Here is a 19,388-nt window from a genome sequence, read left to right on the forward strand (position 1 = left end):
TTTTTACCTATTTAATGAATATTGTTTTAAGCAGAGTATTAGCCATAAAACTTTATGACTATACAAAATAAAGTTGATGTCTACTTGTTTTTATCCGTATACTTTGCTATCCACTTATATAGTGTAGTTTTTGGGATTTTATAATCATTTATTATCTCCAGCTTTGTTTTTTTTCCTGTTTCAATTTGCTCAAGAATAAATTCTATTATTTCCTTGGTGTAGATGTTTTTCCTGAACGCTGGCAGAGAAGATGTTTTTTTATCGGAAGTTTTATGGGAAGCCTCCTTTTTGGGAGGAGAAAAGAGTATAAGATGTTGTGAGTAGGCCCGGAAAAAATCATACTCCAGCAACTTGCTCCACCTCAATAATTTATCAGTTGTCAGATCTTGTTCAAGGAACATTTGTTCAATTTCAGATTCAGTACATTTCATGAAACTGCATGCTCTCTGCATGTCCAGTGCTTCTTCCTGAAACTTAGCTTTAATAGTACTGCCAATATGTATTTTTTTAAAATTCAAAATAAACGGTATTATATAGTTAAAATTTTTTTTTTGCAAAGAATAATTAAGTCTTAGGACTTATTTTCGTTGGTTGGATGACAGATATGGTTTGGATTATAGTGAGTATTTTCACTATGTTCTATACAGGTAATATTAATTCCTACCTGAGAAGAGAAAATAATAAGGGTAACCTTTTTTCTATCATTTGTTCAAATTTAGCATTCATTATTTTTTTTTAATTAAATGGCTCTACATCAGAGATACATCAATTTCTATGGTATAGGATCAAAAAACTCCCGTAAAACGGGAGTAGCAACTTTGATCAGTATTATAGATTTCTATAAAAATGAAAACTGATTTTGTTATTAAATATTGAGAACTGAAAGTTTTACAACGGATGTTTTTATTTGTGTGAAAACTTTAATTAAATTCTCAACTCAATATTTTTTTTGTGCTTTATATCAGATTGTATCAATAAATTTTACTGTTACAAAGTTAAATCTGGTATATGATTAAAGCAAAATTTTATATACATCAAAAGTACATCAATTTATAGTTTGCCATTGTAGTAGTATCCGGGGCATGAAGATTTAATGCAAAAAAGAAATTTTATCAATTGGTTTACTACCTCAATAAATTTATTAATATAAATAAATTTCTGATGATTTTTAATTCATTAAGATTGACTGTTTATGCGTTTCAATTAATCAACATATGGTGAATATGATCATGATATATTATTTAATTTAACTAAAATTAGCAAAAATTTTATAGCGATATGTTTTTTTTATTTAATTTTATGGAAACTAAATTGTGCGTTGTAATTTGGTTGAAGAAGTTATTATTAATATCTTGTTAAGTAGTTTTTTGTGGTAGAATCTGATCTTGCTTTTTCACTTTAGAAACTAATTATTATTAAATTTACTATGCAAACATTAAAGCTTAACCAATTTTCGAAAGTATTGCTAAGCACGCTGATATATTTTTTGTTTTCTAACTTATACTTTTCTCAGACATACACCCCTCAATATATAGATAGTATGTTGATCAAAGTAAATGAGAATTTGAGAGTAAGTGGGAGAAAGAAAGAATTAATTGACCTTAATACGAAATTTTACAATATCAGTAAAAAACAGGATTATAAAAAAGGAGTCGTACTTTCATATATTAATCTGGGTAATATGTATGCGACTGTCGGGATGTATGAAAAAGCCTTCAAATACCTTCAGCTGGCTGAAAATGACCTTGAAGGGATGGAAGATTATTACCTGTGTACAAGACTATATCAGGAGTATGGCCAGGCAAACTTTGTAATAGGTCTTTATAAAAAAGCGATTAAGTATAATGCCAGGTCAATTTATTATGGTAAACAAATAAAAGATAAGCATGACCGGGAAATTTTATCCGTTGTGTATGCAAACAGAGCCGACTTTTTAAGGGAAACAAATTCGGTTGACTCTTCATTAATCTATCTGCACAAAGCGTTAGATGTAAAACCTACACCGGTTATCAATTCCACGATTGCTAATCACTATCTGCTTTTTGGTAAAAATGAGGATTCTGCACAGGTATATTTTAACAGAGCATTTTCTCTTTTAGAAAAAAAAGATTACTGGGATTCCCAGAGGGCGCTTACTTATTTTTATTATGGGAATTTTTTATTTGATAAACAGGATTATAGTCAGGCATTAGACTATTATACCAAATCGGTAGAAATACTCAAAAAGACCCAGAGAATTTATCAGGTTCCCGCATTGTATCAAGCTATTGCCAAGACCTATAAAAAATTAAACAATGATTCCAAAGAAAAAGATTATCTGGAGAAATATACGAAATTAAATGATAGCCTTGGAAAGATATGGGATGAGTCAATCAATACTTCTATTGATAAAATGCTTCTGGAAAAGGAGAAAAATGATATTGAAAAAAAGCATTCAGCCATCATATACAATGTAATCGTTTTTACATTATTAGGCGTTATTATAATTGTTTTTTTTGTCTATCGTAAAAGAATTGCCAAAAAGCATAAAATAATAGAGGAGAAAGAATTAGAGACGGAAGTTTTAATGAAAAAAATGTCTGCTAATGATGAAAGGCTGGTGTTTTTAGCAAAGAAAAATGATCCTTTGTTTTTTAATGAATATCAAAGTGCTTATCCTGAGCTGGTTGAAAAGCTTTTTGAGATTAATCCAAAGCTGTCAGCAAATGAACTTTCTTTCTGTGCAATGATACAACTGGGCTTTTCCTCTAAGGAAATTGCACAATATGGCTTTATGCAGCACAGATCGGTACAAACAAAGAAAAATAGATTAAGGAAAAAATTAAATATTCCATCCGATGTGGATCTTTATTTTTTCTTGCAAAATTTAAATTCCAAATAATAATTCAATCGCATTTTACGTGAACTTGTAAGTGTATGGGTAAAAATAAAGGCTGTCTGAGAGACGGCCTCTATTGGGTTATATCGGAAATGCGGAGTCCTAAATGTGAAAAGGAAAGAATCGCCGGCTCATACAGAGGGTTGGTTAACTTTCCAAATCCATATTTACAAAATATGAATGGTAACCCATTGGATGTTGCAGAATCATAATCAGTTTGGGTATCTCCAATATATATGGTGTCTTCAGCAGATAACTGATTTCTTTCCATAAGAAGCTGTATGTTTTCAGATTTGTTTTTTCGGGTTCTTCCGTGGGACTCAAAATCAACAAACAGATCACTGAATTGATAATAATCTAAAAAAGATTCAATATACCCATCCTGGCAGTTGCTTACAATGAAAAGAGAATAGGTATTAGCCAGATTCTTTAAAGTTTCTTCCACACCATCATATAAAATTCCACCTTCTAAGTGTAGAATTTTATTTTCTTCGCCTACAATTTCAGAAAGGAGTTCCTGAACCTGCAGGTCTGAAATGCCGGGAATAATATCTTTTACAATGTCATGAGCTAATAATCCCATATACTGATTCATGTCTTCAGGTTTCAGTTCTTTTTGGATCAACTGATGTTTACCCAATACTTTATTCCATATTTTGATAATCGTAGCTCTGGAATCCCATAATGTTCCATCCAGATCGAAGATTAAGTTCTTTGTTTTCAAAATGATAATTGTTGGTTTAATTTAAATACATAACGGTTAAACATTACAAAATCATGCTCAGTTGTACTCTTTTTCTTGCTTCATCCACTTCCGTTACCTTTACACGGACATGCTGATGAAGTTTTACCACTTCATTCACATCTGATACAAAGCCATCTTTAAGCTGGGAAATATGAACCAGCCCGCTTTCTTTGATTCCAAGATCTACGAAACACCCAAAAGCGGTAATATTATTGACAATTCCGGGAAGAATCATTCCTGCTTTTAAATCTTTGATGCTTTTAACATTCGGGTCGAATTCAAATACTTTTGCTGCTTTTCTAGGATCCAGTCCCGGCTTCTCAAGTTCTTTTAAAATATCTTTAATTCCTAAAATTCCGATTTCTCCTGTTGTATAGTTTTCCGGTTTTACCAGAGCTATTTTTTCTTTATTGGCAATCAGCTCAGTGGTTTTAATACCCAAATCTTTTGCCATTTTCTCTACAATTCCATACGCTTCCGGGTGTACTGCAGAGTTGTCCAGTGGATTTTTGGCATTGGTGATTCTCACGAAAGCGGCAGCTTGCTGGAAGGCTTTTTCTCCAAGCCTTGGAACTTTTTTAAGCTGTTTTCTGTCTTCAAATGCTCCGTTCTCAGTACGGTAATTCACAATGTTTTCTGCCATTTTTTCTCCGATTCCGGAAACATAACTCAATAGTGACTTACTGGCGGTATTTAAATTAATTCCCACCGAATTTACACATTTCATCACAGTAGAATCCAGCTCATTTTTCAGTTGAGTCTGGTCCACATCGTGCTGATATTGCCCAACGCCTATAGATTTAGCATCAATTTTCACCAATTCAGCCAGCGGATCAGAAAGTCTTCTTCCGATAGAAACAGCTCCACGTACTGTTACATCATACGAAGGAAACTCATCTCTTGCAATTTTACTTGCAGAATACACGGATGCTCCGGCTTCAGAAACTACAAAAACCTGCAAAGGCTTATCGAAAGCAATTTTTTTAATAAAGAATTCTGTTTCGCGGCTTGCTGTTCCGTTACCAATGGAAATAGCTTCAATATTATAGGCATTCACCATAGAACGGATTTTTTTCATCGCCATTCCGCTTTCATTCTGCGGAGCGTGAGGGTAGAGGGTTTCGTTATGCAGTAAGTCTCCCTTCTCATCCAGACACACAACTTTGCATCCGCTTCGGTATCCGGGATCTATTGCCAGAATTCTTTTTTCTCCCAAAGGTGGGGCAAGAAGCAGCTGGCTTAAATTCTCAGAGAAAATTTCAATTGCTTTTTTGTCTGCTTTTTCTTTGGCTTCCTGTAATGTTTCATTTGAAATAGCGGGTTCCAGAAGTCTTTTATAACTGTCTTTTATGGCCAGTGCAATCTGGTCCGAACTTTCATTGTTGGATTTAATGACCGCTTTTTCAATAAAACCGATTGCCTCTTCTTTATCTACAGCTACATTTGTTTTTACAAAACCTTCCGCTTCTGCTCTCAACATTGCAAGAAGTCTGTGCGAAGGAGTTCTGGCAAGGCTTTCTTCCCATTCAAAATATTGGGAAAATTTTTGCGCATCCTCTTCATCTTTTTTGGCTTTTACAACTTTAGAAGTGATAACAGCCTTACGCTGAAATAATCTTCGGAGATTTTTACGGACATACATATTTTCATTGATCCATTCTGCCATGATATCTCTTGCTCCCTGCAATGCTTCTTCTTCAGAACTTACTTCATTATTAAGATATTTTGAAGCCAAAAACTGCAGATCGTTATTCTTTTGGCTCATTATGATTTTGGCTAAGGGTTCCAGCCCTTTTTCCTTGGCAGTATCTGCTTTGGTTTTCTTACGCTTTTTGAAAGGCAGGTAAAGGTCTTCCAGCTCCTGGATATCAAAGCTTTCTTCTATTCTCTGCTGAAGTTCAGGCGTTAATGAATTCTGTTCTTCTATCGATTTTACAATAGATTCTTTTCTTTTAACAATGTCCTCAAACTGCTTGCTGATTTTTGAAATCTGTTCAATCTGTGTTTCATCAAGGTTTCCTGTCTTATCTTTTCGGTAACGCGAAATAAAAGGAATGGTGCAGTCTTCTGCTAATAATTGTAAAGTATTGTTGATGCTCTTTTCTGAAATATTGAGATGTCTCTGGATAAATTCTACGGTCGTCATTGTTCTGTTTTCGGATAGCTAAAATAGGGTTTTGGAATGAGAAAATATAGATCCTGAATGTATTAATCTGTTTATTTTTATATATTATACCAATTATTTCGGTAGGCATTTAATTTAATAGAAATATTTCCGCAAATGGTATTATCATTACAAATACTACAAAAATACCACATTTCTTGATGTATGTTAAGGCTCCTCCAAATAGGTTTTTCTATTTTTGTACCCGAAAACAACAAAATTCAAACTTTTTTAAACAGTTCAATATGAAAAAAATTAGCGTAATTGCATTAGTTGGAGTAGGATTGCTTATGGCATCATGTGATAAAGGAAAAACAGCAGAGTCTGCAGCAACAGCTCAGGAACAGACAGTAGCTGAAAGTAAAGGAGAAACACTGGCAGTAGACACAGCAGCTTCAGTAGTAAACTGGAAAGCATTCCACAAGGGAGGTATGGCACCTCGTTGGGGAACACTTACTGTAAAATCAGGAGATATCAGTGTTGATGCAGGTCAGGTTGCTGCAGGAAACTTTATTATTGACATGAATTCTATCAAAGTAGATCCGGCTTCAGTAACAGAAAAAGATAAAAAACCGGCAGACCTTGAAGCTCACCTTAAAAACCCTGATTTCTTTGATGTAGCTAAAAACCCTACTTCAGATTTCAAAATTACCAGTGTTACAGATTTGAAGGAAGCACCAAAAGATGCAGTAGCAGGAGCTAATAAAACAGTAAGCGGAAACCTTACATTATCAGGAAAAACAATGAATGTTACTTTCCCTGCTAAAGTAGATGTGACTGAAAACTCAGCGGCTATTCAGGCTAAATTTACAGTAAACAGAGCAGATTGGGGAATCAAATTCGGTACTTCAGAAGCAGACCCTGCAGAATGGATGATCAGCAAAGATATCGAGATTGCTATCGATGTAAAAGCTAAAAAATAAGTTATTTAAACTTTAATAACAACCGGGCTGTCTTTTTAAAAGGCAGCCCTTTTTATTTACTTAAAAATCAGTTCAAAATCGTTGAATTCTGAATTCTCACACAATATTCACTTCCAAGATATAGAGGATTACCGTGCTTTTCAGACCAGAATCCATCAAGTATATCCTTATTTAGACAGCGATATACAGCAACACCCTTATATATTTTATGATCTTCACCTTCATAATTGAAGTTGATTACCAGGATCTGATTTTTATAAAATCCGGTGCCATTTTGTATATGGTCGCCGATAATCCATTGCGCGATGATACGGTTATTCTCGTCAATGGATATGGTTAATATACCATGATATGTGGGTAGGGAAGACTCTTCCTGATTACTTCCTTCAATAGAGTAGCTTCCTGCAAGATCATGTACTGTCATTGATTTTATTTTTAGGAAGCGCAAATTTATAAAATCTTATTCTGATAAAATTATAAATATATTCATGGTTGTAAAGTTGTTTCCATATACAAATTAAGCTTTATTTTTGCCACAAATTAATTTTTTGAATGATTCCTTTTCTTTTTATAACAAACCTGATTACATTTGGGATCTTTGGATTTGATAAATGGCAGGCCCAAAAACATCAATGGAGAATCTCCGAAAATGCTCTTTTAGGAATCTCCCTTCTAGGTGGAATTTTAGGAGCGGCTTCAGGAATGGTGATTTTCAATCATAAAACTTCAAAAAAATCTTTTTTAGTAAAATTTGTGCTTGTGGTTTTGATTGACCTGGTTGTGTTTTACAGATTAATAAGACGTTGATATTAAAAATGTTAAATGTTTTTAATAAATAGTTGTCATGATTTATTTTTTTTATCTTTATCAGGCTAATAACAAATAAAGAACAACATGAAAAATCTCAAAAAAATTTCCAGAACAGAAATGAAATCAGTTCAGGGAGGAATCGTCAAAGGAATGGTAAGATGCAAAGATGCTGATACATGCGTTGTAAGATGGGGATGGGGAACCGGATTCTCCAGCAATTGTGCAGAGTTTGACATTATATGTGGAGAACCGCCTGCAGTAGATCCATGCGAAGTACAGGCTTGTGTATAAATAATCTAAAGAGTGTTTTTTGAGCACTCTTTTTTTATTGTCTTGTAAATAAGTATTTTAAACAAAATATTAAATATTTGTATAACTAAATATTTTTTCATTAAAAATCACTACTTTTGCACCCGTAAAAATCTTTTATGCAAAACATTAGAAATATTGCGATTATCGCACACGTTGACCACGGAAAGACGACTTTGGTTGACAAGATCATTCACGCTACCAACATTTTCAGAGAAAATCAGGAGAGTGGGGAGTTAATTATGGATAACAACGATCTTGAAAGAGAAAGAGGGATCACGATCTTATCCAAGAATATTTCTGTTACTTATAAAGACACAAAAATTAACGTAATCGATACTCCTGGTCACGCCGATTTTGGTGGAGAAGTAGAAAGAGTATTGAAAATGGCTGATGGGGTTATTTTGTTGGTGGATGCGTTCGAAGGACCAATGCCACAGACAAGATTCGTACTTCAGAAAGCTTTGGAATTAGGATTGAGACCATTAGTGGTTATCAATAAAGTAGATAAACCAAACTGTCGTCCTGACGAAGTTCATGATAAAGTATTTGACCTGTTCTTCAACCTTGATGCTACAGAAGAGCAATTGGATTTCCCTACATTCTATGGATCTTCAAAACAAGGATGGTTCAACACTTCATTAGAGCAAACTGAAGATATCTTACCATTATTGGATGGTATTTTACAATATGTTCCTGAACCAAAAGTAACAGAAGGTAATCTTCAGATGCAGATCACTTCTCTTGACTTCTCTTCATTCTTAGGAAGAATTGCAATCGGGAAAGTGACAAGAGGGGAGATCAAAGAATCTCAATGGATTGGTCTTGCTCAGGCAGATGGTAAAATTGTAAAAGGAAAAGTAAAAGAACTTTACGTTTTTGAAGGATTAGGAAAGAAAAAAGTAACTGAAGTACAGGCAGGTGATATCTGTGCTGTAGTAGGATTTGATGCTTTCCAGATCGGAGATTCTTTCGTAGATCTTGAAAATCCTGAGCCATTGGAAAGAACGGCAATTGATGAGCCTACGCTGAATATGACGTTCTCTATCAACAACTCACCTTTCTTTGGTAAAGACGGTAAATATGTTACTTCTAATCACCTGAAAGAAAGATTAACAAAAGAATTAGAGAAAAACCTTGCCTTAAGAGTTCAGCAGACTGACGATGCCAATACATTCCTTGTATTCGGTAGAGGTATTCTTCACTTATCAGTTTTGATCGAAACAATGAGAAGAGAAGGTTACGAAATGACAATTGGTCAGCCGCAGGTTATCTTCAGAGAAATTGATGGTGAGAAATGTGAACCTTATGAATCTTTGGTTGTTGACGTTCCTGAAGAATTTGCTTCAAGAGTTATTGACCTGGCAACTCAGAGAAAAGGTGACCTTCACATTATGGAAACTAAAGGTGAAATGCAGCACATGGAATTCGAAATTCCTTCAAGAGGTTTGATCGGATTACGTTCTCAGATGTTGACAGCTACAGCTGGTGAAGCTATTATGGCACACCGTTTCACAGAATATAAGCCTTTCAAAGGTGCTATTCCTGGAAGAAACAATGGTGTTTTAATCAGCAAAACAACTGGTCCTGCTACAGAATATTCTATTGCTAAACTGCAGGATAGAGGTAAGTTCTTCGTTGATCCAGGTGAGGAAATCTACACAGGAATGATCATCGGTGAGCAAAACAAACCTGGTGACTTAGTAGTAAACATCGTAGAAGCAAAACAGTTGAACAACATGAGAGCTTCCGGAAAAGATAAAGATACTGGTGTTGCTCCGAAAATCTTATTCTCACTTGAAGAATGTATGGAATACATCCAGGGTGATGAAGCGATTGAGGTAACTCCGAACTTCATCAGAATGAGAAAGAAAATTCTTTCTGAAGAAGAAAGAAAAAGAGTAGAAAGATCTGCAAAAGCATAATAAAATCTTATACATAAAATCAAAGCCTCGATTTTCGAGGCTTTTTTTCTATACCTACCCATTAAATGCTTATTTTGGCATAATAATCTCTGAAATAAAAAAATAAATTTTAAAGTAGTTTTGTGACTATGAGAATGAATAAATTAAAACTTATCGTTTTATTGGGCGTTTTTGCATCTTACGCTACCTCCTGTTCCGTTCAGAACAACGTTGTAAAAACACCTTCCGCGAAGAATCCGACAAAACCAATCAACAATACAAATCCTCCGAAAGTAAATCCGACAGCTGTAAAACCTGCTACAAATACAGGAGCTTCCGGTGAAGAAAATTTCAGAACCAATCTTCCCGAAATCAAAAGAGAATTCCGTGGAGCATGGATCGCAAGTGTTGCCAATATCAACTGGCCATCAAGAAATGATCTTACGGTGGATCAGCAGAAAGCAGAAGCAATAAGTATGCTTGATATGCTGAAAGATAACAATTTCAACGCCGCTATTTTCCAGATCAGACCTTCGGCAGATGCCCTTTATACCAGTAATATCGAACCATGGTCTTACTTTCTGACCGGAGAAACAGGAACTGCACCATATCCCAATTATGACCCGCTTCAGTTCTGGATTGAAGAAGCTCATAAAAGAGGTCTGGAGCTCCATGTCTGGTTAAACCCTTACCGTGCACATCATACCAACGGAGGTGCGGTAAATAAGCTGTCAATGGCCAATAAACTGTCTGATATTGTGGTTAGACTAAAGAATGGAATGTATTGGTTTGATCCTGCTAATCCGAAAACACAAGGTCACGTATCCAATGTGGTGAAAGATATTGTAAAAAGATATGATATTGACGCTGTACATTTCGACGATTATTTCTATCCTTATGCTACTTACAATAAAGGTGCGGATTTTCCTGATAATGCAAGCTGGAATGCCTATGTAAGCAGTGGCGGAACCTTATCCAGGGCAGATTGGAGAAGGGATAACGTGAATAAATTTGTAGAACGTATCTATAAAGAAATTCACGCAGAAAAAAATAATGTAAGATTCGGGATCAGCCCGTTCGGAATATGGAAACCAGGATATCCGGCAGGAGTTGTAGGATCATTACAATATGATGAACTGTATGCAGATGCTAAATTATGGTTAAATAAAGGCTGGGTAGATTATTTCTCACCACAGCTTTACTGGCCTATAGATTCCAAAGGACAAAGCTTCGAAGGCCTGTTAAGCTGGTGGCAGTCTGAAAATACAATGAAACGTCACCTGTGGCCGGGATTGAATACTGTTGAAATAAAAGTATCAGACCGTCCGGCTGAAATCAAAAACCAGATTGCAATTTCCAGAAATATCCTTAAAAATGATGCCGGAGAAATTCATTGGAGTATTGCCGGGCTTAGCAAAAATCCAAATATGCTTCCCGCTTTGAAAAGCGGACCATACAATGAAAAAGCATTAGTTCCAAAATCTCCGTGGATTAAAGCGGTTCCATTGCAGACTCCAACCTTGTTTATTGCTGATAACGGAAGCTTTGCTCAGACAAGCTGGAGTACAAAAAATGCTGCAGATGTTTTCCTGTGGGTACTTTTTACTCAGTACAACGGAGTATGGCAAACAGAAATTCTGACATTGGATACGCTTTCAAAAGATATTCCCAAATCTAAAGACGGAAAAAAATTGAATGCTGTTGCCATCAAAGCTATCGACAGATTAGGAAATGAGAGTGATTATACAGCAAGAAAGATTAAATAGTTAGTATGCCCATTCTAAATTGGTCATTGCGAACCTTTAGGTGAAGCAATCTCAATCATAAATTTAAAAAACCGGTTCTCAGACAGAGCCGGTTTTATTTTAGAATAACTATAAATTATTAATTTAAGTTACTGAATTTCAGTTGTATTTTAAAGGTGTTTTGGAATTTTTGTACGGAATAATAATCCTATCGGAACTGTTTTTGCATGATTCATCCCATAATCACCAAAATATAACATTATGAATACTAAAAGACTTTCCGACAACATGGAAAAGGCATTAAGTGATCAGATGAACAAAGAAATTCATGCATCACACGTTTTTTTATCTTATGGGATCTGGGCTGATGATAAAGGTTATCAGGGTATTGCCAATTTTCTTTACCGCCATGCTCAGGAAGAAAGAAACCACTCCATCAAATTCATGGAATATATCTTAAACCGCGGTGGAAAACCAAAAGTAGACGCTATTCCCGCTCCTCCGGCAGATCCGGACAGCCTTACTGCCTGTTTTGATGGCGTCTTTAAGCATGAAGTTGACAATACCACCGCAATTTACAGAATTGTAGATCTTTCTCTTGAAGAAAAAGACTGGGCTACATGGAATTTTATGCAATGGTTTGTACAGGAACAGATTGAAGAAGAAACATTAGCGCAGAACTTAATTGATAAATTAAAAATTGCAGGCGGCGACAGGGCAACAGATGAATCTTTATTTACTTTAGATAAAACTTTGCAGGAAGCACCGAATGATGTGCCGCTGGCTCAGAATGCTACAGGGGATAATCCTTAAAACAATTGGTGAAACCAGGCCATTTAAAAATCTGTCAGAATATCGGCAGATTTTTTTATTATGAAACTCCCTCAAAAATCACTATCTTTGCACACTCGTAATTCAAGGTTCTGAGTTCAATGTTTAAAGTTGGAGAAACCTTGAGTTACCCTAAACCTTAAACTTTGAATTTTACAATATGAAATGTGGAATCGTAGGCTTACCGAATGTAGGTAAATCAACTCTTTTTAACTGTCTGAGCAACGCAAAAGCTCAATCAGCAAACTATCCTTTCTGTACGATTGAACCGAACCTTGGAACGGTTTCTGTACCGGATCAGAGATTGTTTGAACTGGAGAAAATCGTAAAACCTGAAAGAGTTTTACCAGCTGTGGTTGAAATTGTTGATATTGCAGGTCTTGTAAAAGGAGCCAGCAAAGGAGAAGGATTGGGAAATCAGTTCCTGGCTAACATCCGCGAGTGTGAAGCGATTATTCATGTTTTAAGATGTTTTGACAATGGAAATATCGTTCACGTAGAAGGTTCAGTAGATCCGTTAAGAGATAAAGAAATTATTGATATAGAACTTCAGCTGAAAGACCTTGAAACGGTAGGAAAAGCAGTTGAAAAAGCTAAAAAATTCATCAAATCAGGGAAGAAAGAGGATATTCTTACTTACGAAACACTTCAGAATTTACAGAAATTCCTTGAAGATGGTAAAAATGCAAGAGAATTTGCTGCTGATGATTTTACAAAATCAATTATCGGAGAAGTTCAGTTGTTGACGAATAAGCCGGTTCTTTATGTTTGTAATGTAGACGAAAACTCTATCAAAAACGGAAATGAATGGATTGCCAAGATTGAGGAAATGGCTGCAGGTGAAGGTGCTGAAGTCGTAGTATTGGCAGCACAGATTGAAGCTGATATCAACGAACTTGAAACTTTCGAAGAAAGAGAAATTTTCCTTGATGAGCTGGGACTTACAGAACCAGGGGTTAACCGTTTGATCAGAAAAGCTTATGATCTTTTAAAACTTCAAACATACTTTACAGCCGGAGTAAAAGAAGTAAGAGCCTGGACTATCGGACAGGGATGGACGGCTCCGCAAGCTGCAGGAGTAATCCACACAGACTTTGAAAAAGGATTTATCCGTGCAGAAGTAATCAAGTATAATGATTATGTAAATTATGGTTCTGAAGTAAAGGTAAAAGAAGCAGGAAAGCTTTCTGTAGAAGGTAAAGAATATATTGTACAGGATGGTGACATCATGCACTTCAGATTCAACGTATAAGAAAAGTATTAAAGTTAGTTATATTAAAAAAGCGCTTCCATGTATTTGGGAGCGTTTTTTGCGTAAAATTAATAATGTAGGCTGTCTGTTTATATTTTGATATTTGGGACAGGTACTAAAAATTACTGCTCCCTGAAGTAGAGAGCAGTATTTTTATTTTTAAAGTAGAATACCTATATCAAACCGGCATTTTGGCTCGATACAGGATGGAGAGAAAACTACACAGTTATTGATGGTATCTGTACATTTTAACTGCGCCTGTCCAGTTCGGCACTCCGGTTCATAGCATGAAGGATGAATCTGTGCGCAAATACCTTGATGGCTGCATATCATCACACCTCCTTTAATGGTTTTCAACTCTTTTTTATTGAGTTTTTTACCATTATTTACATGTTGATTTCTCATTCGTTAAAGTCTTATGGTTTAGTTTTTTATTGGCTACAATTCAATACCAGGCTGGCATTGAATTTCTGCACAGGTAAAAGAATATTTCTTACAAGTAAGGTCTGGAAGCAAGCACATTTCTTTTCCACCAGTAATTACTCTTAATTGTTTTTTATTCAATTTTTTTCCGCTAGCTAAATTTTGATTTTTCATAATGTTAGATTTTAATGATTATTGATAAAATTAGAATTCAAGAAATATGATGTCTTACGGTCTGCAAATTTTCTGTGCACAGCTTGGAGAAAATATAGTACAGTTTCTAATATCTCCAGGTGGATAAGTTTCGCAAGGAAACTCTGTACACGGAACTGCCTCCATACAATCCAGCAAGCCCCCGTGAATCATTTTTAATTGTTTTTTTTCAAGCTTTTTACCTTTGCTTAATTCAATCTTTTTCATAGTTTTTTGTTTAAAATGATACTATCGTTATAACTCTGGTCTGCACTCTTTTTGTGCACATTTAGGAGAAATGATTGTACATCCGTATGGATCAGAAGATGGCTCACATGGTGTTGGACATAAAACAGGTTCCATACAGTTAATAAGACCTCCTTTGATTGTTCTTAATTCTTTTTTGTTTAATTTTTTTCCAATCTGACTGATTTGATTTCTCATTGATTTGATTTTTAATGGGTTAGTTTTAACGAAAGTAATAAAAATAAATGAAGTATATCACTGTCGTTAGAAAAAAATAGAGGATTTTTTAAATATTTTATTATGATATTGATGGTGAATATTAACTACAATCGGCAAATACATTGAATTTTTCAATAAGTTAATAAGGTTTTATTTTTGATATTTAAAAAGACTTTTTTGCTTCGCCAAACAATCTGGACTCATTTCAAAAAATATTGGTTGATAAGTTTGTATATTTGAATTTTACAAATTATTTGTGATGGAAAAATTAGCATTTACTTCACTGGAAGATTTTTATAAAGAGATGGCTGCCAAACTGGGCAAAGATCTTGAAAGTATTTTTCCAAAAGGACTTCACAAAGATATTGGTCATTTTAATGTTTTTGATATTGCCCAAACGATAGAAAGAGCAAGAACTACTTCTGAAATGCCTTATAACAGAAGGAAGTATTATAAGATAAGCTTTATAAAAGGACGGAACAGAGCAGAATATGCCGACAAGGTCATTTCAATTAAAGAGAACGCTCTGTTATTTGCAACGCCTAAAGTGCCTTATCACTGGGTTCCTGAAGATCCCGATCAGTCAGGAAGTTTCTGTGTTTTTACCGAAGACTTTTTCATCAAGGATAAATCGTACTACAACCTCAAAGATCTTCCTATATTCCAGCCAGGTGGAGTGCCGATCTTCGAAATTGATGGTGAACTGGCAGAAGAGATTGAAAACCTTTTTAAAAAGATAAAAAAGGAAATTGATTCAGATTATGTGTTTAAATATGATCTGATCAGAACCTATGTTCTTGAGCTAATCCATTACGGACAGAAATTACAGCCTGCTTCTAAAATATCATCGTCAAATGATGCATCCATGAGAGTGGTTTCTTTGTTTATAGAGCTGCTGGAAAGACAGTTTCCCATAGAATCCTGGGAACAGAGACTGCAATTGAAGACTGCAAAAGATTATGCAGACCGGTTGGCGGTTCATGTCAATTACTTAAACAAAAGATTAAAGGAAAGTACAGGAAAAACAACTACGGAGTTTATTTCGGACCGGATTATTCAGGAAGCTAAAATACTTTTAAAACAGACAAAATGGAATGTTTCAGAAATATCGTATGCGCTGGGATTTGAGGAAATTGCCCACTTTTCCAATTTCTTTAAAAGGAAAACTTCCTTTACTCCATTGGAATTCCGTTCCTGATTTGAATTTTGCAAATTTCAGATTGATTCAAGCAAACCCTTCAGCCTGAAAATTTCCCAACTTTGTACCATCAAAATAATCAAAATACAATGAACACAAAAACAAATATTGCACTGGTAACCGGAGGAAGCCGTGGATTAGGGAAAAACTCAGCACTTAAAATTGCTCAAAAGGGATTAGATGTTATTATTACCTACAGAAGCAATAAAGAAGAAGCAGAAGCTGTTGTGAATGAGATCAAATCAATGGGAAGGAATGCTGTTGCATTTCAGCTTGACACAAAAGATACTAAGAGCTTTGATACTTTTGTGAAAAACGTAACAGATCACTTACAGCAAAATACAGGAAGCACTCATATTGACTACCTGGTCAATAATGCAGGAACAGCTTTATATTCACCGATTACAGAAGTGACAGAAGAACAGTTGGACGATGTGGTAGACATTCATTTTAAAGGCGTATTTTTTCTGACTCAGAAATTATTGCCATTTATCAATGACGGAGGAGGAATTATCAACGTGTCTTCAGGCTTGGCAAGATTCGCAACACCGGGATCTTCTGTTTACGGATCCATCAAAGCAGGAGTTGAAATGCTCACAAAATATATGGCGAAAGAATTAGGTTCAAGAAAAATCAAAGCCAATGTTGTAGCTCCTGGAGCTATTGAAACAGATTTTGGCGGCGGAAGGGTGAGAGATAATGAAGAAATCAATTCCATGGTAGCTGGTGCTACAGCTTTGGGAAGAGTAGGTCTTCCTGATGATATTGGTGGAGTGGTGGCATTCCTGTGTACGGAAGATGCAAGATGGATCAACGGGCAAAGAATTGAAGTTTCAGGAGGGATGTTCTTATAAAGTGTCATAACCTTGGTGAATTATTATCTTTAAATAAATCGGCCGGCTCAGAATGAGCCGGCCGATTCCGGATATGGAGTAATGTATTTTATTCAACAGCTTCAAGAGGTTCCGGCAGCTGGCATTTTTGTTCTGAACAGCCGGGTCCGATGTAGATACAGTAGCCTGAAGAATTGGTGCATCTTATGTTGCCCAATCCTCCGTTGAATGTTTGCAGTTCTTTTCTGGTTAATTTTTTTCCTTTGTTTAAATTCTTGTTTTTCATGGTAGTTTTATTTTTGGTAATTATTGATTTATTATTTTTTTTGATTTAGATAAAATAGGAAAAATAAACTAAATAAATCACTAAATAATGATTATATATGATGACATTACTATTGATAAAACTATAAAAACATTTAAATATCAATATTTACGTATCATTAACAGGCCGCTCCTCCGGAGCTTTATTTTTTTGCAGGAACTTCACTTTTTTTCTACTAACAGCAGATTCCGATGGGATCAAATCCAGCTCCTATGGGAACTGACTGCTAATAGAACGTATTTGTTTTAAATATAGCTCCAGGGGAGCACCTCATACTCATGCTTTAATTTAATCGGACAGGAATAATATTATAAATAAATACTCCACAGATTAAACAGACAAGACCGACAGTTTTGATCTGCCAATCTGAAAAATCAATGGGAATAAGGTGGATGAAAAATAGATTACTGTTAAACCTTTGATAAATTCTCAAGAGCCTTTTCCAGTGTTTCCTGCTTCTTCGCAAAGCATAATCTGATCACATTCTCGTTCAGCCTGTTTTTATAAAATGAAGAGAAAGGAACGCTGGCTACCTTATGGTTGATGGTAAGTTCTGAAGCAAAATCAAAATCATTTTTATCTGAAATTTTATCATATTTTACTGCCTGGAAATAAGTTCCTTCACAATCCAGAAGCTCAAACGATGTGCCTGCAAGGCCTTTTCTCAGGAAATCTCTTTTTTCCTGGAAAAACTGATTAAGATGGGTGTAATGTTCATCATTTTTCATGTATTCTGCCAGTGCGAGCTGAATGGGAGTATTTACGCAAAAAACATTGAATTGATGAACCTTTCGGAATTCATCTGTTAGGTTTTTTGGTGCAGCACAATAGCCCACTTTCCACCCGGTAACATGGAAAAGCTTCCCAAAAGAGGCTACAAGAAGGCTTCTTTCTTTCAGCTCAGGGTATTTACAGATGCTTACATGCTGTTTCCCATCAAAAACAATATTTTCATACACTTCATCACTCAAAATAAGAATGGAAGTTCCTTTTACAATCTCAATAAGTTCCTGTATATCATTTTCTTTCAGGATTTTTCCTGAAGGGTTGTTGGGATTGTTAAGAATAATCATTCTGGTCTTTTCACTGACAAGATTTTTTACGGCAGCCCAGTCAATTTCGTAATCCGGAGCTTTCATTTCAAAGCGCTTTATAATTCCTCCGAAAAGTTCCACAGTAGGTTCATAGCAGTCATAAGCCGGTTCAAAAATAATCACTTCGTCATCCCTTTTAATAAAGGAGGCGATAGCGGTAAAAATGGCCTGGGTGCCGCCTGCGGTAATTGTTATTTCAGAATCCGGATGGTATACTGCCTGATGGCTGTTCTCAATTTTTCGTGCAATTTCTTCCTTTAAGCCAATCATTCCGCCAAGAGGAGCATACTGATTGAACCCTTTTTTGATAAAGTGATCCACATCATTGAGTAATTCCGGATCTGGCATAAAATCAGGAAAACCCTGAGAAAGGTTGATCGCCTCATTTTCATTGGCAAGTTGAGTCATCTGACTGAAAATAGTAGTTCCTACGTTGGAAAGTTTTGATAAAGGAAGTTGTATCATAAAAGCAGTTTTGTTGACCGAATTTAATGAAATATTTAAAACAGTTTGAACTTATGGTAATAAAAATTAGAAAATAGCAGGTTTAAAGAGAATGATGGAAATTGTAAATTAAATAGTCAGTTTCATAGTATAAAATAAATCTAAACATTTGTTTAAATTTTCCTTTTAAGTTAATGGAAAGATACTTACATTTGTTAGACAACAACCATAAAAACAATGACAATGAAGATTAAGAAGACAGAATTTCCTGAAAAATCTATTTTATCTCCGGGAAAAAAAGATTTCAATTATATCGATAGTTTTGAAGGAGAATTTGCGGATGGAGGCCGGAATATCGATATCTCAGAAGTAGGAAGAGCATTCTTTACAAGCGGGCCAAAATGGGGAAAGAAAATGTTTGCTTTCAGGAATAAAGCAGTGGGAATATTCGGGCTGAAGACCGGATCTGAAGCTGAAACACGGCAAAAGGAAAAGGATTTTAAATGTGAAGTAGGAGAACGTATGGGGCTTTTTAAGGTGTTTGATAAAACCAGCAACGAAATTGTTCTGGGAGAAGATGATAAGCACCTGGATTTCAGAGTATCTCTTCTAGTTGAAAAGAGTAAGGTACATCCTGATGAAAATTCACTTACCATTTCCACTACCGTAAAGTATCATAACTGGCTGGGTGTGCTTTATTTTCTGCCTGTACGCCCTTTCCATAAGCTGATTGTTCCGGCTATGCTGAAAAATATGATCGGGCAGCTGGAAAAGAAGAAATTGCATACCGTGTAGATATTGATATAAAATGACCATCCTCATCACAGGATGGTCATTGTTTTTAAGGGATAAA

At 35.3% G+C, this 19,388-nt stretch carries 21 protein-coding genes; 11 read left to right on the forward strand and 10 right to left on the reverse strand.

Features of this window, described 5'->3' with window-relative positions; genetic code table 11:
- Nucleotides 1-80: 80 nt before the first annotated feature.
- Nucleotides 81-518: a transposase gene (locus tag AC5YGI_RS10030; RefSeq protein WP_330746669.1), complete on the reverse strand. Its 438-nt coding sequence runs from the start codon at nucleotides 516-518 to the stop codon at nucleotides 81-83.
- Between the two features lie 1,022 nt (nucleotides 519-1,540).
- On the opposite strand from AC5YGI_RS10030, the gene AC5YGI_RS10035 reads away from it, so the two are divergent.
- On the forward strand, nucleotides 1,541-2,881 hold the full coding sequence (locus tag AC5YGI_RS10035; RefSeq protein WP_454511940.1) for a LuxR C-terminal-related transcriptional regulator: 1,341 nt from the start codon (nucleotides 1,541-1,543) through the stop codon (nucleotides 2,879-2,881).
- A gap of 70 nt (nucleotides 2,882-2,951) precedes the next feature.
- On the opposite strand, the gene AC5YGI_RS10040 is transcribed toward AC5YGI_RS10035, so the two are convergent.
- Complete coding sequence (locus tag AC5YGI_RS10040; protein ID WP_496168173.1) at nucleotides 2,952-3,602, reverse strand: HAD family hydrolase; 651 nt, start codon at nucleotides 3,600-3,602, stop codon at nucleotides 2,952-2,954.
- Nucleotides 3,603-3,645: 43 nt separating this feature from the next.
- Nucleotides 3,646-5,769 carry a Tex family protein gene (locus tag AC5YGI_RS10045; protein ID WP_496168175.1) on the reverse strand — a complete coding sequence of 708 codons (2,124 nt, stop codon included), beginning with the start codon at nucleotides 5,767-5,769 and terminating at the stop codon, nucleotides 3,646-3,648.
- 263 nt (nucleotides 5,770-6,032) lie between these two features.
- On the opposite strand from AC5YGI_RS10045, the gene AC5YGI_RS10050 reads away from it, so the two are divergent.
- Nucleotides 6,033-6,710, forward strand: a complete 678-nt coding sequence (locus AC5YGI_RS10050; RefSeq protein WP_496168177.1) for a YceI family protein — start codon at nucleotides 6,033-6,035, stop codon at nucleotides 6,708-6,710.
- 67 nt (nucleotides 6,711-6,777) lie between these two features.
- On the opposite strand, the gene AC5YGI_RS10055 is transcribed toward AC5YGI_RS10050, so the two are convergent.
- On the reverse strand, nucleotides 6,778-7,134 hold the full coding sequence (locus tag AC5YGI_RS10055) for a hypothetical protein (protein WP_330746664.1): 357 nt from the start codon (nucleotides 7,132-7,134) through the stop codon (nucleotides 6,778-6,780).
- Nucleotides 7,135-7,262: 128 nt separating this feature from the next.
- Between AC5YGI_RS10055 and AC5YGI_RS10060 the strand changes: the two genes are divergently transcribed.
- From AC5YGI_RS10060 to ychF, 6 genes are all read left to right on the forward strand, one after another.
- Complete coding sequence (locus AC5YGI_RS10060) at nucleotides 7,263-7,517, forward strand: DUF1294 domain-containing protein (RefSeq protein WP_411413043.1); 255 nt, start codon at nucleotides 7,263-7,265, stop codon at nucleotides 7,515-7,517.
- An 87-nt stretch (nucleotides 7,518-7,604) separates the two neighbouring features.
- Nucleotides 7,605-7,811, forward strand: coding sequence for a bacteriocin-like protein (locus AC5YGI_RS10065; RefSeq protein WP_137905639.1), 207 nt, complete (start codon nucleotides 7,605-7,607; stop codon nucleotides 7,809-7,811).
- 137 nt (nucleotides 7,812-7,948) lie between these two features.
- A complete protein-coding gene (gene typA, locus AC5YGI_RS10070; protein WP_062675162.1) occupies nucleotides 7,949-9,754 on the forward strand; it encodes a translational GTPase TypA in 1,806 nt (601 codons plus the stop codon).
- 128 nt (nucleotides 9,755-9,882) lie between these two features.
- Nucleotides 9,883-11,499, forward strand: coding sequence for a glycoside hydrolase family 10-like protein (locus AC5YGI_RS10075; RefSeq protein ID WP_496168181.1), 1,617 nt, complete (start codon nucleotides 9,883-9,885; stop codon nucleotides 11,497-11,499).
- A gap of 240 nt (nucleotides 11,500-11,739) precedes the next feature.
- Complete coding sequence (locus AC5YGI_RS10080; RefSeq protein ID WP_330746661.1) at nucleotides 11,740-12,291, forward strand: ferritin; 552 nt, start codon at nucleotides 11,740-11,742, stop codon at nucleotides 12,289-12,291.
- Nucleotides 12,292-12,469: 178 nt separating this feature from the next.
- On the forward strand, nucleotides 12,470-13,561 hold the full coding sequence (gene ychF, locus AC5YGI_RS10085) for a redox-regulated ATPase YchF (RefSeq protein ID WP_202838764.1): 1,092 nt from the start codon (nucleotides 12,470-12,472) through the stop codon (nucleotides 13,559-13,561).
- A 159-nt stretch (nucleotides 13,562-13,720) separates the two neighbouring features.
- On the opposite strand, the gene AC5YGI_RS10090 is transcribed toward ychF, so the two are convergent.
- Genes AC5YGI_RS10090 through AC5YGI_RS10105 form a run of 4 tightly spaced genes read right to left on the reverse strand, consistent with a single transcriptional unit; the run spans nucleotide 13,721 to nucleotide 14,620 of the window.
- Nucleotides 13,721-13,966, reverse strand: a complete 246-nt coding sequence (locus AC5YGI_RS10090; RefSeq protein WP_330746660.1) for a bacteriocin — start codon at nucleotides 13,964-13,966, stop codon at nucleotides 13,721-13,723.
- Nucleotides 13,967-13,999: 33 nt separating this feature from the next.
- Nucleotides 14,000-14,158 (reverse strand): hypothetical protein, encoded by a 159-nt coding sequence (locus tag AC5YGI_RS10095; RefSeq protein WP_330746659.1) that lies wholly within the window; start codon nucleotides 14,156-14,158, stop codon nucleotides 14,000-14,002.
- Between the two features lie 54 nt (nucleotides 14,159-14,212).
- On the reverse strand, nucleotides 14,213-14,404 hold the full coding sequence (locus tag AC5YGI_RS10100) for a hypothetical protein (protein ID WP_330746658.1): 192 nt from the start codon (nucleotides 14,402-14,404) through the stop codon (nucleotides 14,213-14,215).
- 27 nt (nucleotides 14,405-14,431) lie between these two features.
- Nucleotides 14,432-14,620 (reverse strand): hypothetical protein, encoded by a 189-nt coding sequence (locus tag AC5YGI_RS10105; RefSeq protein ID WP_330746657.1) that lies wholly within the window; start codon nucleotides 14,618-14,620, stop codon nucleotides 14,432-14,434.
- Between the two features lie 280 nt (nucleotides 14,621-14,900).
- On the opposite strand from AC5YGI_RS10105, the gene AC5YGI_RS10110 reads away from it, so the two are divergent.
- Nucleotides 14,901-15,839: a helix-turn-helix domain-containing protein gene (locus AC5YGI_RS10110; protein WP_496168185.1), complete on the forward strand. Its 939-nt coding sequence runs from the start codon at nucleotides 14,901-14,903 to the stop codon at nucleotides 15,837-15,839.
- An 89-nt stretch (nucleotides 15,840-15,928) separates the two neighbouring features.
- A complete protein-coding gene (locus AC5YGI_RS10115) occupies nucleotides 15,929-16,693 on the forward strand; it encodes an SDR family NAD(P)-dependent oxidoreductase (RefSeq protein WP_496168187.1) in 765 nt (254 codons plus the stop codon).
- 88 nt (nucleotides 16,694-16,781) lie between these two features.
- Here the strand turns inward: AC5YGI_RS10115 and AC5YGI_RS10120 are convergent, their stop codons facing one another.
- A complete protein-coding gene (locus AC5YGI_RS10120; RefSeq protein WP_330746654.1) occupies nucleotides 16,782-16,958 on the reverse strand; it encodes a hypothetical protein in 177 nt (58 codons plus the stop codon).
- 449 nt (nucleotides 16,959-17,407) lie between these two features.
- A complete protein-coding gene (locus tag AC5YGI_RS10125; protein WP_496168190.1) occupies nucleotides 17,408-18,556 on the reverse strand; it encodes a methionine aminotransferase in 1,149 nt (382 codons plus the stop codon).
- Between the two features lie 222 nt (nucleotides 18,557-18,778).
- Between AC5YGI_RS10125 and AC5YGI_RS10130 the strand changes: the two genes are divergently transcribed.
- On the forward strand, nucleotides 18,779-19,330 hold the full coding sequence (locus AC5YGI_RS10130) for a DUF2867 domain-containing protein (protein WP_496168192.1): 552 nt from the start codon (nucleotides 18,779-18,781) through the stop codon (nucleotides 19,328-19,330).
- Nucleotides 19,331-19,388 lie beyond the last annotated feature (58 nt).

It is taken from the genome of Chryseobacterium sp. CS3K3.1, assembly GCF_059515165.1.